This window comes from Peptoniphilus mikwangii, from assembly GCF_000468535.1.
In the GTDB taxonomy this organism is placed as follows: domain Bacteria; phylum Bacillota; class Clostridia; order Tissierellales; family Peptoniphilaceae; genus Anaerosphaera; species Anaerosphaera mikwangii.
The window spans coordinates 319,225-333,763 of sequence record NZ_AUQY01000002.1; the positions used below are offsets into that span (position 1 = coordinate 319,225).

The window sequence follows — 14,539 nt, forward strand, 5'->3', positions numbered from 1 at the left end:
CACCTCCATTAAAAAAACTAAATTTATATAAAATAAATTCCAACTACTTAAAATGAAAAAGGCATTTTAAATCTCTTCTTTTTCATTGTCTTTCCCATATTTCCAAATTGTTTCATCATTTTTCTGAGATCTCTAAATTGTTTTAAAAGTTTATTTACATCAACAGGTGATGTACCACTTCCTTCAGCAATTCTCTTTCTTCTGGAAATATCTATAATTTCCGGCTTTTGTCTTTCTTCCTTTGTCATGGATTTTATAATAGCTTCAACTCTTGCAAATTCTTTATTATCAATATTAATTCCCTTAAGCATTTTATTATTCATACCCGGAAGCATTCCGAGAATATCCTCAAGAGGTCCTAAATTTTTCATTTGCTCAAGCTGATCTAAAAAATCATCAAATGTAAAAGTCTGGTTTCTAATCTTCTGTTCAAGCTCAATAGCTTTCTTTTCATCTACTGCCACCTGCGCTTTTTCAATTAAACTCAAAACGTCTCCCATTCCAAGTATTCTCGATGCCATTCTGTCAGGATGAAAAACCTCAATTTGATCAAGTTTTTCTCCCATAGCAATAAACTTTATAGGAACATCAGTAACAGCCCTTATTGAAAGTGCAGCTCCACCCCTTGCATCTCCATCAAGCTTGGTGAGTATAACACCACTCAATTTTAAAAGCTTATCAAATGAATCAGCAACATTAACAGCATCCTGACCTGTCATAGAATCTAAAACAAGCAATACTTCAGATGGATTTGTCTGTTCATTCATCCTAAGCAATTCTTCCATAAGAGATTCATCTATGTGAAGTCTGCCGGCAGTATCTAATAAAACAACATCATTCCCATTTTTTTTAGCATGTTCCAAAGCTGCCTTGGCAATCTCAACAGGATTTATTTTATCTCCCATAGAAAACACAGGAACATCAACACTGCTTCCAACTATCTGCAACTGTTTTATTGCAGCCGGTCTATATACATCGCATGCAACAAGAAGTGGTCTTTTACCATTTTTCTTCATTAAATTAGCAAGCTTAGCAGAAGTTGTTGTCTTTCCTGCACCTTGAAGTCCACACATCATTATAACGGTAGGCTTCTTAGAATAATCTATTTTAGCTTCACCTTTACCCATTAAAGAAGTGAGCTCTTCATTTACAATCTTTATAACCTGCTGTCCCGGAGTTAAGCTCTCAAGTACCTCAGAACCTAATGAACGTTCCTTGACACTCTTTATAAAATCTTTAACTACTTTGAAATTTACGTCTGCTTCTAAAAGAGCAAGTTTAACCTCTCTCATGGCAGCATCAATGTCTTTTTCAGATAGCTTTCCTTTTCCTCTCAGCCTTGACAGTGTATCTTGTAATTTATCCGACAAAGATTCGAATACCATCAATACACCTCCTCTTTATCAAAAATTGTGGAATATATTTTTCTCAATGTTATATCATCAACACTCTTTGAATTATTTTTAAATTCTGAAAATAAATCTCTAAGCAAAGCAAGTTTATTTAATCTTTCTTCATAGCTTTTAACTAAATCAAGCTTTTTCTCATAATCAATTAATTTTTGTTCTGCCCTTTTAATATTATCCGATACCGCCTGTTTAGAAATACAAAGTTCTTCCGCAATTTCATTTATAGAATAATCATATATATAATACATAGTTATTGCTCTTTCTTGCTTTTCAGATAATAGCTTTCCATAAAAATCTAAAAGAATATTTATTTCAATTACTTTATCAATCATAATATCACCACAATCACTTACGGTCAACCTTTTTCATTGACCTTATTAATTATACTTAACAAGCTATTTTATGTCAATATATTTTTAATAAATATAAAAATTTTTTATTATTTATATCTTCATTTACATAAAACTCACTATTTATATAAAATATATTAATAAAAACTCTTAGAGACACTACCCTAAGAGTTTTTATTCTATCACTTATTTTTAATTTGTAATTTCTTTTGATTCTATTTCAGATTTTAAAATATTTATAAATTCTTCCACTTCACAATCTTTAATTTCTTCGCCGTTTCTCTTTCTTACCGAAAGTTTACCTGAATTTACTTCTTGTTCTCCAACTACAAGCATATAATTTATTTTCTTTAGCTGTGCTTCTCTTATCTTGTATCCAACTTTTTCTGCTCTCTCATCTAAATATACTTTTAAACCTGCATTTTTAAGTTTTATTTCAAGTTCTTTTGCAAATTCGGCAAATTTTTCAGATACAGGTATAATTTCAACTTGTATCGGAGACAACCACAATGGGAATTTTCCCGCAAAATGTTCTATCAATATTCCCATAAATCTTTCAACTGATCCGAGTAAAGCTCTGTGAAGCATTACAGGTCTTGCTTTTTCTCCCTTTTCATTTATATATGTCAAGTCAAAATTTACAGGCATTTGGAAATCCAACTGAATTGTTCCACATTGCCATGTTCTTCCAATAGCATCTTCAAGATGAAAGTCAATTTTAGGTCCATAAAATGCTCCGTCTCCTTCATTGATAGAATATTTGATATTTTTCTTTTCAAGAGCTACCTTTAAACTTTCTTCCGCTTTATTCCAAGTTTCAATATCTCCCATAAAATCTTCCGGTCTTGTAGAAAGTTCAACTGAATATTTAAATCCAAATGTTGAATATAAATAATCGGCAAGATCTATCATCTTAAATACTTCTTCTTCAATTTGAGATGGCAAGCAATATACGTGAGCATCATCTTGAGTAAATGTTCTTACCCTAAATAGTCCATGAAGTGCTCCTGACAATTCATGTCTATGAACTTGTCCAAATTCAGAAAGTCTTATTGGGAGCTCCCTGTATGAATGAGGATTTGTAGAATATACTATTGTAGAGCCGGGACAGTTCATAGGCTTTACAGCATAATCTTCTCCATCTATTTTTGTAAAATACATATTTTCTTTATAGTGATCCCAGTGTCCTGATCTATGCCATAGAGCTTCATTTAAAATGATAGGAGTTTGTATTTCTCCGTAGCCGTTCTCAATTAAAACATTTCTCCACCAACCTAATAGTTCATTTCTAAGTATCATTCCATTAGGATGGAAAAATGGGAATCCCGGACCTTCATCATGCATTGTAAATAAATCAAGTTCACGTCCAAGTTTTCTGTGATCTCTCTTTTCCGCTTCTTCAATTCTCTCTATATATTCATCAAGCTGTTTTTTCTTTTCAAAAGAAATTCCATATATTCTTTGAAGCATTTTATTATTTTCGTCACCTTTCCAATATGCACCTGCTATTGAAAGTAACTTAAATGCTTTAATTGCTTTAACATTTTCCAAATGAGGACCTTTGCATAAATCATAATAGTCGCCTATTTTATATATACTTATATTTTCATCCTCTATACCTTCTATCAACTCAAGTTTATAATTTTGTTCCAAATCCTTAAATAGTTTTATTGCTTCCGCTCTTGGTAAGGATAATTTTTCAACTTCATATTCACTTTTTATAATTTTTTTCATTTCTGATTCTATCTTTTCAAGATCTTCAGGAGCAAATCTGTGTTCAACATCTATGTCATAGTAAAATCCATTGGCAATCGATGGTCCTATGGCAAATTTACTTCCGCTAAATAAATTTTTTATTGCATAAGCCATAACATGTGATGTTGTATGCCAAAAAATTTGTTTTCCCTCTTTATCATCAAATTTAAGAACTCTAAAATCGCAGTCACAGGAAACTAAATCTTTCATTCCTAAAGTTTCTCCGTTAACTACTGCTCCTACTGCAACTCTTGCAAGTCCCTCTGAAATATCCATTGTTATCTCTTTTACAGTTTTTGAGCATTCATATACTTTTTCTGAGCCATCAGGCAATTTTACTATCATTTTTACCTCCAAATAAAAGAGGTTTATCATCCGAAAGGACGATAAACCGTGGTTCCACCTTAATTATTCCTTAATCATCTTATCGCGACTAACACGCCTCGCATTACCAAGGTACTCAGGGTTAGTTTTCAAATAGCTTTACTTAAAGAACTTTCAGCTGATGTTCTTCTCTCTGTGAAGATATTTCTATTCTACTTATCCCATCTACGTAAAATATTATTGATATAATAACATAACTTATTTAAAAAGGCAACTATCTAATTTCGAGAATACTTCCATAATCTTCAATGGGCTCATCTGTCAAAATAACATATTCTTCATTATTTCGTTCTAAAAATTCAATCATTTTTTTATAACTGCTGTGATTTTTAAAATCTCCCGTAAACATGATTTTATTATCTAAAAATCCGGATGCTCCGCCTATAAATCCGTAATTAAAACCTCTAAGCACTATCTGCCCATGTTCTATTAAAAGTATATTAAAAATCTCTTTAAGTTTATTATAAATGTTATCATCAGATGTAATTAATGAATTTTTGCCTATAAGTATGTTACACTTAGTATACCCTTGTCTAACATTTATAAACTTATAATTTCTATCTTTATAATAATTTATTACTTTCTTGTCCGTATAAGATAAGTTATGTATAAAATATCCATTATAAGTAACAAAATTCAGCGCTACATCCAAAGGATATTTTTTATCAAGAATTTTTTCAGTTTCTATTAAATTATATCCTTCAAAATATTTTTTATAATAATCAATATTTTCTTTATCACAAATAATATCCCTGTTTTCTAATGGTCTTAATAACATATCAGGATGACAATTTATACCATCAAGCAATTTTTTATTTTCTGTGGTATATATTAATTCGTATCCCATTTTTAAAAGTTTATTTTTTAGTTTTGAATTTATATTTTTATCTACTACAAGTCTTGTCATCTGTTCATTTCATAAAATAATATTGAAGCAGCAACATTTACATTAAGAGAGTTTATCTCTTCAGACATTGGAATATAAATTTTTTCATCACTATAAGAAAAAACTTCATCACTTACTCCTTTTGCCTCGTTTCCGAATGTAATTACAGAATTTTCAGAAAATTTGTATTCATATGATGCCTTTGCATTCTCAACTGAAGTTGATATTATTTTAAATCCATTTTCTTTTAATTTTAAAATTTCATTTTTGCTCTCTACTATATAAAGTTTAACCCTAAAAACCGATGCCATTGTAGATCTTATTAATTTCGGATTATATAACTCAACTGTATTTTTAGATAATATTATGCCGTCTAACGAAAAAGCATCAGCAGACCTTATTAAGCAACCTACATTTCCCGGATCTTGAAGATCATCTAAAAAAGCATATTTACCATTTTCTATTTCATTAATTCCATTAATGTGTATATGTTTAAAATACGCTATAATTCCTTGTGAATTTTCTGTATCAGTGAGCTGTTTAAAAATAGTATTTTTAAAATAATATATCACCACATTATTTAACTGATACTTTAAAATAAGATCGGTTACTATTGATTTATTAAATGTATCTGATACTGCGATATACATAGGTATTTTGTACTTTAAAGCTTCTTCTAATACTTTTATTCCTTCTACAAAAAAAATTTTATCTAATGTTCTTTGCTTCTTGTTTAAAAGAGACTTTAAATATTTGAAGCTTTTATTATCTTTACTTTCAATAATCAAATCATTTTTCATTTAAATTAAACTTATCCTTTATTCCTTCTATAAAATCTTTGTTTTTTTCATATTTAATTATATTTTGAAGTATAAATTCCGTAACGTCTTCTGTAGACTCTTTATTCATAATACGTCTAATTGTCCATGCAAACTCAAGCTCATCATTATTTAATAAAAGCTCCTCTTTTCTTGTTCCGCTTTTATATATGTCAATCGCCGGAAATATTCTTTTTTCAGAAAGTATTCTATCAAGGTGAACTTCCATATTTCCAGTTCCCTTAAATTCTTCAAATATTATATCATCCATTTTTGAACCTGTTTCTATAAGTGCTGTAGCAAGTATGGTAAGGCTTCCCCCTTCTTCAATATTCCTTGCTGCTCCAAAAAATCTTTTCGGTTTATGCAAAGATAATGGATCAAGACCACCCGAAAGTGTTTTTCCACTTGTTGGTGTTGTTAAATTATATGCTCTTGTAAGCCTTGTAAGTGAATCTAAAAGTATGACCACATCTTTCTTTTGCTCAACTAATCTCTTAGCTCTTTCTATAACATTTTCTGCAACTTTGATATGATTTTTAGGTTGTTCGTCAAATGTAGAATATACTACATCCCCTTTAACTGAACGCATCATATCTGTAACCTCTTCAGGTCTTTCATCGATTAATAAAACTATCAATTTTACTTCAGGATAATTTTTTGAAATAGAAGATGCTATTTTTTTTAAAAGAGTTGTTTTTCCGCTTTTAGGCTGTGATACTATAAGTCCTCTTTGCCCTTTTCCTATTGGTGAAATTAAATCTATAATTCTTGTTGCAATATCAGATGAATCACTTTCAAGTATAAGCTTTTGTTTTGGATATATTGGAGTTAAATTTTCAAAATAAGGTCTATTTATACATTTATTAGGTTCAAATCCATTAACACTTTTTATATAAATCAGCGCATTATAACTTTCACCAGGTTTTGAAGGTCTTATTACTCCTACTACCTCGTCACCATTTCTAAGTCTAAATTTTCTTATTTGAGATGGTGATACATATATATCTCCTTCTCCCGACAAATAGTTATTAACCCTCAAAAATCCATAACCATCTTGGTGTAAATCTAAAATTCCGCCAACATAATTTATATCTTCCATCTCTTCAATAATTTCAGTAGCATTATCAGATAGATCTTCTACATTTATGACTTCCTCATATTCGATTTTTTCTTCTAAACTATCTAAAAAATCGTCATAATATTCGTCAAAAGTTAGATCTGTTTCTATATTTTGTATCTTTAAAATCTCTTCAACTAATTCAGTTTTTCTATATTCATAGGATTTTTTAATATTTAAATTATCAGCCATATCTCTTAATTGGCTCATTGTCATATTATTTAACTTGTTTTTGTTTTGAATTTGAATATCTTGATTTGATTGTGTAAGTAATATATTTTTTATTAATTCTTCTTTTTTTAATTTATAACTATGAGATATTCCGTTATTTGTTGCTATATCTCTAAGTTCTGCTACAGATAATTTTTCAAGCTCATCTTTTTTATATGAAAATATCATAGGTTTTTTTCCCTTAACTATGTAATTATAATAATCTCCTCTCGTAAGTGAACTATGGTCTTTAAGTCCCATAGAAATTGCAATATTACGCAAATCTTCAATCGGCTTACTGTCTAAAATTTCATTATTTTCTATTTTTTTCTCCATATATACTCCTAAAGGCACAAGGCCTGAATATTATTTAGCATATTCAGGCTTTTGTGATAATTTGTGATTTGATTTAATAGTTCTTACTGTTCCGCTCGGAAGTCTAAGCACTAATGTTTCAGTCTTGGCTGAATCTTTTCCGAAAAATTTAACTCCATCTAAAATTTCTCCCTTAGAAACTCCTGTTGCAGAAAATAAAACTTCATTTCCCTTTACAAGATCATCAATATAGTAAATTTTTTCTAAATCACTATTTAAATCTTTACATCTATTCATTTGCATTTCATCTGTAGGATGAAGTCTTCCCTGAAAATCTCCTCCTAAACATTTAAGAGCTGCTGCTGCAATAACTCCTTCAGGAGCTCCGCCCATTCCCATTATAAGATCAATACCTGAATCTTCAAAACAAGTTTCAATAGCAGTAACTATATCACCATCAGAAACTTTTTTTATTCTAGCTCCTATAGATCTTATTTCTTCTACTATTTTTTCGTGTCTTGGTCTATCCAATATGGCAACTGTTATATCTTCAATGTTTTTATCAAGAGCTTTAGCTACCCTCTTAATGTTTTCTGTAGGAGTATCATCTAAATTTATTTGACCTTTCGCTTTTGGACCACATGCTATTTTATCCATATAAACATCAGGCGCATTCAATAAACATCCTCTTGGTGCAACTGCAACTACCGCAATAGCATTATTCATTCCCTTTGCTATTGATGTAGTTCCGTCAAGCGGATCTACTGCAATATCGACTTTATCAAATTCTTCGCATGTTCCTCCGATATGTTCCCCTATATAAAGCATAGGAGCTTCATCAATTTCTCCTTCTCCAATTACTACTACACCATCAATTTCAACAGTGTCAAACATTCTTCTCATTGCGTCAACTGCAGCTCCATCAGCAGCATTTTTGTCTCCCTTTCCAAGAAATTTTGCTGCAGAAAGTGCAGCAGCTTCAGTTACTCTCGCAAGATTAAGTGCTAAATTTCTGTTCATTCTAAAAATCTCCTTTTGTTCTAACATCTCTAAAATCTTTCAAAAACCTCTCTATACCAATCTCCGTAAGGGGATGAGTAGTCATTTGTTTAAATACTTTATAAGGTATAGTTGCTATATCTACACCACTTTTTGCACATTCATAAACATGAATTGTATTTCTTACAGATGCAGCTATAATTTCTGTTTCTATTCCGTAAATATTGAATATTTCACTTAAATCTCTTATTAATTCCATTCCATCTTGTCCTATATCATCAAGTCTTCCTACAAACGGACTTACATAGTTTGCTCCTGCACTCGCTGCAAGAAGTGCTTGATTAACAGAAAAAATTAATGTTACATTTGTTTTTATTCCTTTTTTTGAAAGAATATTAACCGCCTTTAAACCTTCTTGTGTCATAGGAATTTTTACTATTATATTTTTGTTTATTTTAGAAAGCTCCATAGCTTGAGTAATCATAGTTTCGCTGTCAAGAGCTGTTACTTCTGCAGATATCGGTCCGTCTACTATTTCTGCAATTTCTCTAACTACATCTTCAAAAACTCTTCCCTCTTTTGCTATAAGACTTGGATTTGTTGTGACTCCGGATATAATTCCCCAGGAATTAATCTCCCTTATCTCATCTAAATTTGCAGTATCAATAAAAAATTTCATAATTTATCCTCTTTCTACTAAAATTACAACAGCCTCTGCTGATATTCCTTCTTCTCTTCCTATAAAACCAAGATGCTCGGTAGTAGTTGCCTTTACAGATATATTTTTAATATCTGTATTTAAAATATCCGCTATTGTTTTACGCATAGCAAGTATATGATCTTTTAACTTTGGTCTTTGTGCTGCAACGACAGTATCAATGTTTCCAATTTCATATCCTTTATCTATCATTATATCATAAACTTTTCTAAGAAGTATTTTAGAATCAATATCCTTATATTTATCATCTGTATCAGGAAACAATTTACCAATATCTCCAAGTGATAATGCTCCTAAAATGGAATCCATTATTGCGTGAATTAATACATCTGCATCAGAATGTCCAAGAAGCCCTTTTTCATATTCTATCTCTATCCCTCCGAGAAAAAGTTTTCTATCTTCTACAAGTTCATGAACATCATATCCTATACCTATTCTCATGTTACCTCCTAAGTATTATCCTTATTAATAGCCTCTGCAATAATTAAATCTTCCGGAGTAGTTATTTTTATATTATTATAGTCATTTAAAATAAGCTTTACTTTTCTATTTGTCTTTTCTACCAAAGAACAATCGTCGGTTCCATAATATCCTTCATCATAAGCCTGCTTATATGCTCCAATAATTATATTTTTTAAAAATACTTGCGGAGTTTGAATTGCCCAAAGTTCTGCTCTGTTTGGAGTATAATCTACAATTTCGCCATTTAATGAAACTTTTATAGTATCCTTAACCGGATTTGCAAGAGTACAACTTCCAGTTTCAAAAACAGACTCAATAGCATAGTCAATTTTAGCTACATCAACAAAAGGTCTTGCCCCATCATGTGTCAAAACTATTTTTGTATCATCCGGCATATTAATGAGTCCATTATAAATTGAATCTTGCCTTTCTTTTCCACCATATACAAGCTTAAACGGCTTATTAATTCCATACTTACTTATAATTTCTCCAACATAATTTATATCTGAGCGCCTTATTATTAAAATAATAAAATCAATATATTTAGAAAATTCAATTTTTTTAATCGTATGAGCAAGTATCGGAATATCATTTATAGATAAAAACTGTTTATTCAAACTATTTTTCATCCTCTTACCCATACCGGCAGCAGCTATTATTGCCGTTACATAATTATCCTTATACATTTTTCTCCTACTTATTTAACTGACTAAGTGAATAGTTTATAATTTCCTGTGCCATAGGAGCAGCAACTTCTCCACCAAGTTGGTCTACATTTTGAATTACAATTGCAACTGCAATTTGAGGATCTTCGGCCGGCGCAAAACCTATAAACCATGCATTATTAATAGATTTTTCAACTGAACGTTGTGCAGTTCCTGTCTTTCCTGCTACCTGCACATTTCTAAGTGCAGCACTTTTACCGGATCCTTTATTTACAACATTTATCATCATTTCTCTAATTTGATTTGCCGTTTCTACTTTCATTGCTTCTGATAAAACTTCAGGTTTGTTTTCTAATATAGTATTCCCCGCATTATTAGTTACTTTAGAAACTAAGTACGGCTTCATCATTTTCCCTTCATTAGCAACTGCAGATGCTACCATACACATTTCAAGCGGTGTTGCTCCAATATCCGCTTGTCCTATACCTGCAGATGCAAGTGCCTGATTATCCCAATCTTTATACTTACATTTTGATATTGCGAGCTCTGTTGTAGTTGTATTTAGGTCAAATTGAATTTTTTTGTTGAACATAAATTTTTCAGCAGTTTCACCAAACTTATCTTTTCCAACTCCTATTGCTTTATTTGCAAAATATGTGTTCACTGAAAAAGTGAATGCTTCCATTAAATTTATATCTCCATATACCATATTTTTAGAGTTTTTTATTGGATAACCGCCCAATTTTTCTTCACCGATATCAGTATAATCTTGATTTATTCCACTTTCTATTATTGATGCCGCTGTAACTATTTTCATAGTTGAACCGGGAGTATATAATCCTTGAATTGCATTATTAAAAAATGCTCCTTCATTTCTTTCAACTATTGCAGCATAATCTTTGTCTATAGACTCGACATTAAAATCAGGATAAGAAACTAAAGATAAAATTTCTCCTGTTTTTGGTTTCATTACGACTATAGCGCCTTTTTCTCCAAGTTCATCAAGTAAATCTCTTGATCTTTGTTGTATATTGGTATCTGTTGTAAGAATCAAATTATTTCCTGCATTAACTTCAATTCTCTTATCAAAAAATGCCCTTATCGCCTTTAATGTATTACTTCCCTCTCTTCCAAGTAAGTACTTATTATAACTTGATTCAATCCCCGAATTTCCTCTAACTTTACTGGAATATCCAACTAAGTGAGAATAAATTGTAGGGTATGGATAATGTCTTTGGTACTTATATTTTTCTCCATCTGAATATGCTAACACTTCTCCATTTCTATCAGATATGCTTCCTCTTTTTATTTCGGCAACTTTTAACACATCTCTTCTGTTTGCAGGATTATCTATAATTTTAGATGCTTTAAAAACGGTAAAGTAACTTAAATATAATATCAAAGACAAAAATAAAACAATTAAAAAAACTAGTAATGTCAATATTTTTTTGTTTTCTTTTACGTCCATTCTACACCTCATTATACTTATAAGACATATCTTCACTTGCAACTTGAAGTATTCCAAGCGCTATACAACTTGAAATCATTGAAGATCCCCCATAAGACACAAACGGCAAGGTAATTCCTGTCATTGGAATTAATTTAATTACCCCACCTATATTTAAAAATGTCTGTACTGCAAAAAGTACAGCAACACAAATTGATATAATTCTATAAAACTTATATTCTTGGCTTATCGCAATTTTTATACCCCTATATGTCAATAGCATAAATAGCATTATTATACCTATTCCTGTAAAAATTCCCATTTCTTCACAAATTATAGGAAATATAAAATCAGAATATCCAACAGGTATCAATTTTGGATATCCAAGTCCAATACCTGTTCCAAAGAATCCTCCCTCACTAATAGCAAATAGAGATTGAACTATTTGACTTCCTTTTCCATAAATTTTATCAGGTGTCCATGGATTTAACCAAATATCGACACGAACTCTAACGTGGTTAAAAATTAAATATCCTAAAACTGCTCCTGCTATCATTAATGCTATATTGACAAGAATTACTTTTTTATTATCTTCATAAACAAATTGAATCCCGGTAAATATTGCCAAAAATATGGCTGCTGTTCCAAGATCTTTTTGAATAAACAACAAGCCTATTAAAAAATAGATAATTATCATTAATGTATATGGTTTAAACCTAAATTTTTTACTTATTTGATATTGGAAACTGGTATAATATGCAGCTACTAAAAAAATTACTATTATTTTAGTAATTTCTGACGGTTGCATTGAAAAGCTTCCCATGGATATCCAGTTTTTTGCACCCATCCCTTGATCGGTACCAAAAACTGCAGTAATTAAAAACAAAAATATTGAAATAGCAAAATAATGCAATGTATATTTTTCAAGCCTTCTGAAAACTCTCATTGCAAAATAAGTAATATAAAATAGTGAAATTCCCACTAATGACCAAACAATTTGTCTTATTCCAAGACTTGGATTTATTCTATATATAGTTATTATGCCTATTGATAAAAGCATAGAAGCTATTAAGAATAAATAATTATCTCCGGTAGAAACTCTACCTAATATAAAATTTGAAATATATAATATTAAAACAAGACCTGTAAATAAAAGTACAATGTATTTATCTACATGTTTATTATTAAAAAAGAATAAAAGTAAAATACTCAGTAATTCAAATGCCAATAATAAATCTCTTGGGCGTCTTGTTTTTAAAACCTTTTCTAACATGTTACCCCCTATTATCGACGAAAATAAATTGGATAAATCCGACACCTATTTTATCTCCATTTCTAAGCTCTATAATATCATGAACTTCTTCTCCATTTAAAAAAGTTCCATTAGCCGAATCTAAATCCTCTAAAAAATATGAATTCCCATCTTCAATTATTTTTATATGCTCTTTGCTTACAAATTTATCCTTTATAACTATATCACATTTTGATGAACGTCCAGCTACAACTTTCCCTTTTAATACATAATATTCATGCATTTTAAAATTTAAAGTATCCAGTCTATTTACTACTTTTAAATATGCTGTATCCGGAGACGATCCTTTTTTATCCATGCTTCTTATGTCAAGATACATAAGTCTTATAATTCCAAAAATAAATAAATATATTATAAATATGAATATATATTTTAAAACTTGTGATATTAATTCAAACACTTTTACACCTCTCTAATATAATCAACAATATAATATCACAAATTTAAATTAAATTAAACAAAAATGATATTTATGGTGTTAGTATGATAGAATATAAATGGTGATACATTATGATTATAAAAAATATTTTATATAACAAAAAATCTAATACTTTTACTGTAAATACTGACACTGACTACAATTTTGAAATTTTAGAAGATACCTTAGTAAAATTTAATTTGTATAAGTCAATGGAAATAAATCATGAAATTATAAAAAACATTTTATTTGAAAATAAAAAATATATAGCTATAAATTTAAGCCTAAAATATATAAAAAATTTAAAAACTGAATATGAAATAAGAGAATATTTAAAATTAAATCAAATAGAAACCGAAATAATAGATGAAACTATTTGTTACTTACAGTCTATGAACTATATAGATGATCTGAAATATGCTAAATATTATACATCCGACAAAATAAGAATAAATAAACATGGACTTCAAAAAATTAGACTTGCTCTATCATTAAAAGGAATAAATAAAAATATAATAGATTCCGTTTTTGAAGATGCAGATACGGACACCGAACATAAAAATTTATTATCTGAAATAGAAAAGAAAATTAAGTATAATAAAACAGATAAAAATCAATATGAGAAATTACTTAAATATTTAACAAATAAAGGATACAGTTATAGTAAAATAAAATTGGCTTTAAAGGAGATAGATTATAAATAATGAATTATTTTGTGTATATATTAGAATGTTCTGATAAAACTCTATATACAGGATATACTGTAGATTTATCTAAAAGAATTCTACTTCATAATTCAAAACTCGGCGCTAAGTATACAAGAGGAAGAACTCCTGTAACTTTAAAATATTTTGAAAAATTTAACAATAAGTCGGATGCTTTAAGAAGAGAAATTGAAATAAAAAAACTTTCGAAAACTCAAAAATTAAATCTAATAAAAAAGGGATAGTTTAAACTATCCCAAATCATTTTGTATTATACCAAGTATAAGCGCAAATAAAAATGAAATTATTCCCGCTGCACTACTTATTACAAAAATAACTATATTATCTAAGTTTTCAGGGTTAAAAAGATCATTTACTACAGAAAAAAGAGAAAACATACCTATACATATTAAAAAAATTCCCGGTAAATATTTCACAAATCTCAAGCTTTTAGTTACAAAATTAACTACAAATGTAACAATTATAGCTGCTATTATAACATAAATTGAAATCATTATGTATTGATTGTGCCCTGACATTATTTCAAGTATCTTTGACATAACTCAC

At 29.5% G+C, this 14,539-nt stretch carries 16 protein-coding genes; 2 read left to right on the plus strand and 14 right to left on the minus strand.

Annotated features, from left to right (window positions below):
• Nucleotides 1–47 precede the first annotated feature (47 nt).
• The 13 genes from ffh to M915_RS01995 all read right to left on the minus strand — a co-directional run bounded on the left by ffh (nucleotide 48) and on the right by M915_RS01995 (nucleotide 13,250).
• Complete coding sequence (ffh, locus tag M915_RS01935; RefSeq protein WP_036728861.1) at nucleotides 48–1,385, minus strand: signal recognition particle protein; 1,338 nt, start codon at nucleotides 1,383–1,385, stop codon at nucleotides 48–50.
• On the minus strand, nucleotides 1,385–1,741 hold the full coding sequence (gene ylxM / locus M915_RS01940) for a YlxM family DNA-binding protein (RefSeq protein ID WP_036728864.1): 357 nt from the start codon (nucleotides 1,739–1,741) through the stop codon (nucleotides 1,385–1,387). Before ylxM ends, ffh begins: the two co-directional genes overlap by 1 nt.
• A gap of 210 nt (nucleotides 1,742–1,951) precedes the next feature.
• Nucleotides 1,952–3,859, minus strand: coding sequence for a threonine--tRNA ligase (gene thrS / locus M915_RS01945; RefSeq protein ID WP_036728867.1), 1,908 nt, complete (start codon nucleotides 3,857–3,859; stop codon nucleotides 1,952–1,954).
• Nucleotides 3,860–4,112: 253 nt separating this feature from the next.
• Entirely contained in the window at nucleotides 4,113–4,805 is a 693-nt protein-coding gene (locus M915_RS01950; protein ID WP_009222163.1) for a DUF6873 family GME fold protein, read from the minus strand.
• Complete coding sequence (locus tag M915_RS01955; protein ID WP_036728870.1) at nucleotides 4,802–5,584, minus strand: TrmH family RNA methyltransferase; 783 nt, start codon at nucleotides 5,582–5,584, stop codon at nucleotides 4,802–4,804. The genes M915_RS01950 and M915_RS01955 overlap by 4 nt, the downstream gene beginning before the upstream one ends.
• Nucleotides 5,574–7,268, minus strand: a complete 1,695-nt coding sequence (gene rho / locus M915_RS01960; protein ID WP_036728874.1) for a transcription termination factor Rho — start codon at nucleotides 7,266–7,268, stop codon at nucleotides 5,574–5,576. Before rho ends, M915_RS01955 begins: the two co-directional genes overlap by 11 nt.
• A gap of 30 nt (nucleotides 7,269–7,298) precedes the next feature.
• Nucleotides 7,299–8,267, minus strand: a complete 969-nt coding sequence (gene glpX / locus M915_RS01965; RefSeq protein WP_009222160.1) for a class II fructose-bisphosphatase — start codon at nucleotides 8,265–8,267, stop codon at nucleotides 7,299–7,301.
• 1 nt (nucleotide 8,268) lies between these two features.
• Nucleotides 8,269–8,925, minus strand: coding sequence for a fructose-6-phosphate aldolase (fsa, locus tag M915_RS01970; protein ID WP_036728877.1), 657 nt, complete (start codon nucleotides 8,923–8,925; stop codon nucleotides 8,269–8,271).
• 3 nt (nucleotides 8,926–8,928) lie between these two features.
• Entirely contained in the window at nucleotides 8,929–9,405 is a 477-nt protein-coding gene (gene ispF / locus M915_RS01975; protein ID WP_036728880.1) for a 2-C-methyl-D-erythritol 2,4-cyclodiphosphate synthase, read from the minus strand.
• A gap of 8 nt (nucleotides 9,406–9,413) precedes the next feature.
• Entirely contained in the window at nucleotides 9,414–10,112 is a 699-nt protein-coding gene (gene ispD / locus M915_RS01980) for a 2-C-methyl-D-erythritol 4-phosphate cytidylyltransferase (protein ID WP_036728882.1), read from the minus strand.
• A gap of 7 nt (nucleotides 10,113–10,119) precedes the next feature.
• Complete coding sequence (locus tag M915_RS01985) at nucleotides 10,120–11,559, minus strand: peptidoglycan D,D-transpeptidase FtsI family protein (protein ID WP_036728886.1); 1,440 nt, start codon at nucleotides 11,557–11,559, stop codon at nucleotides 10,120–10,122.
• A gap of 1 nt (nucleotide 11,560) precedes the next feature.
• Entirely contained in the window at nucleotides 11,561–12,811 is a 1,251-nt protein-coding gene (locus M915_RS01990; RefSeq protein ID WP_036728889.1) for an FtsW/RodA/SpoVE family cell cycle protein, read from the minus strand.
• A 1-nt stretch (nucleotide 12,812) separates the two neighbouring features.
• Nucleotides 12,813–13,250, minus strand: a complete 438-nt coding sequence (locus tag M915_RS01995) for an FHA domain-containing protein (protein ID WP_009222157.1) — start codon at nucleotides 13,248–13,250, stop codon at nucleotides 12,813–12,815.
• Nucleotides 13,251–13,360: 110 nt separating this feature from the next.
• Here M915_RS01995 and M915_RS02000 point away from each other — a divergent pair, with 110 nt between their 5' ends.
• Both M915_RS02000 and M915_RS02005 read left to right on the plus strand, forming a co-directional pair.
• The gene (locus M915_RS02000) at nucleotides 13,361–13,972 is read left to right on the plus strand and encodes a RecX family transcriptional regulator (protein WP_036728892.1); all 612 of its coding nucleotides are present in this window, start codon (nucleotides 13,361–13,363) and stop codon (nucleotides 13,970–13,972) included.
• Nucleotides 13,972–14,217, plus strand: coding sequence for a GIY-YIG nuclease family protein (locus tag M915_RS02005; protein WP_036728895.1), 246 nt, complete (start codon nucleotides 13,972–13,974; stop codon nucleotides 14,215–14,217). The genes M915_RS02000 and M915_RS02005 overlap by 1 nt, the downstream gene beginning before the upstream one ends.
• Before the next feature lie 6 nt (nucleotides 14,218–14,223).
• On the opposite strand, the gene M915_RS02010 is transcribed toward M915_RS02005, so the two are convergent.
• Nucleotides 14,224–14,532: a hypothetical protein gene (locus M915_RS02010; protein WP_009222154.1), complete on the minus strand. Its 309-nt coding sequence runs from the start codon at nucleotides 14,530–14,532 to the stop codon at nucleotides 14,224–14,226.
• Nucleotides 14,533–14,539 lie beyond the last annotated feature (7 nt).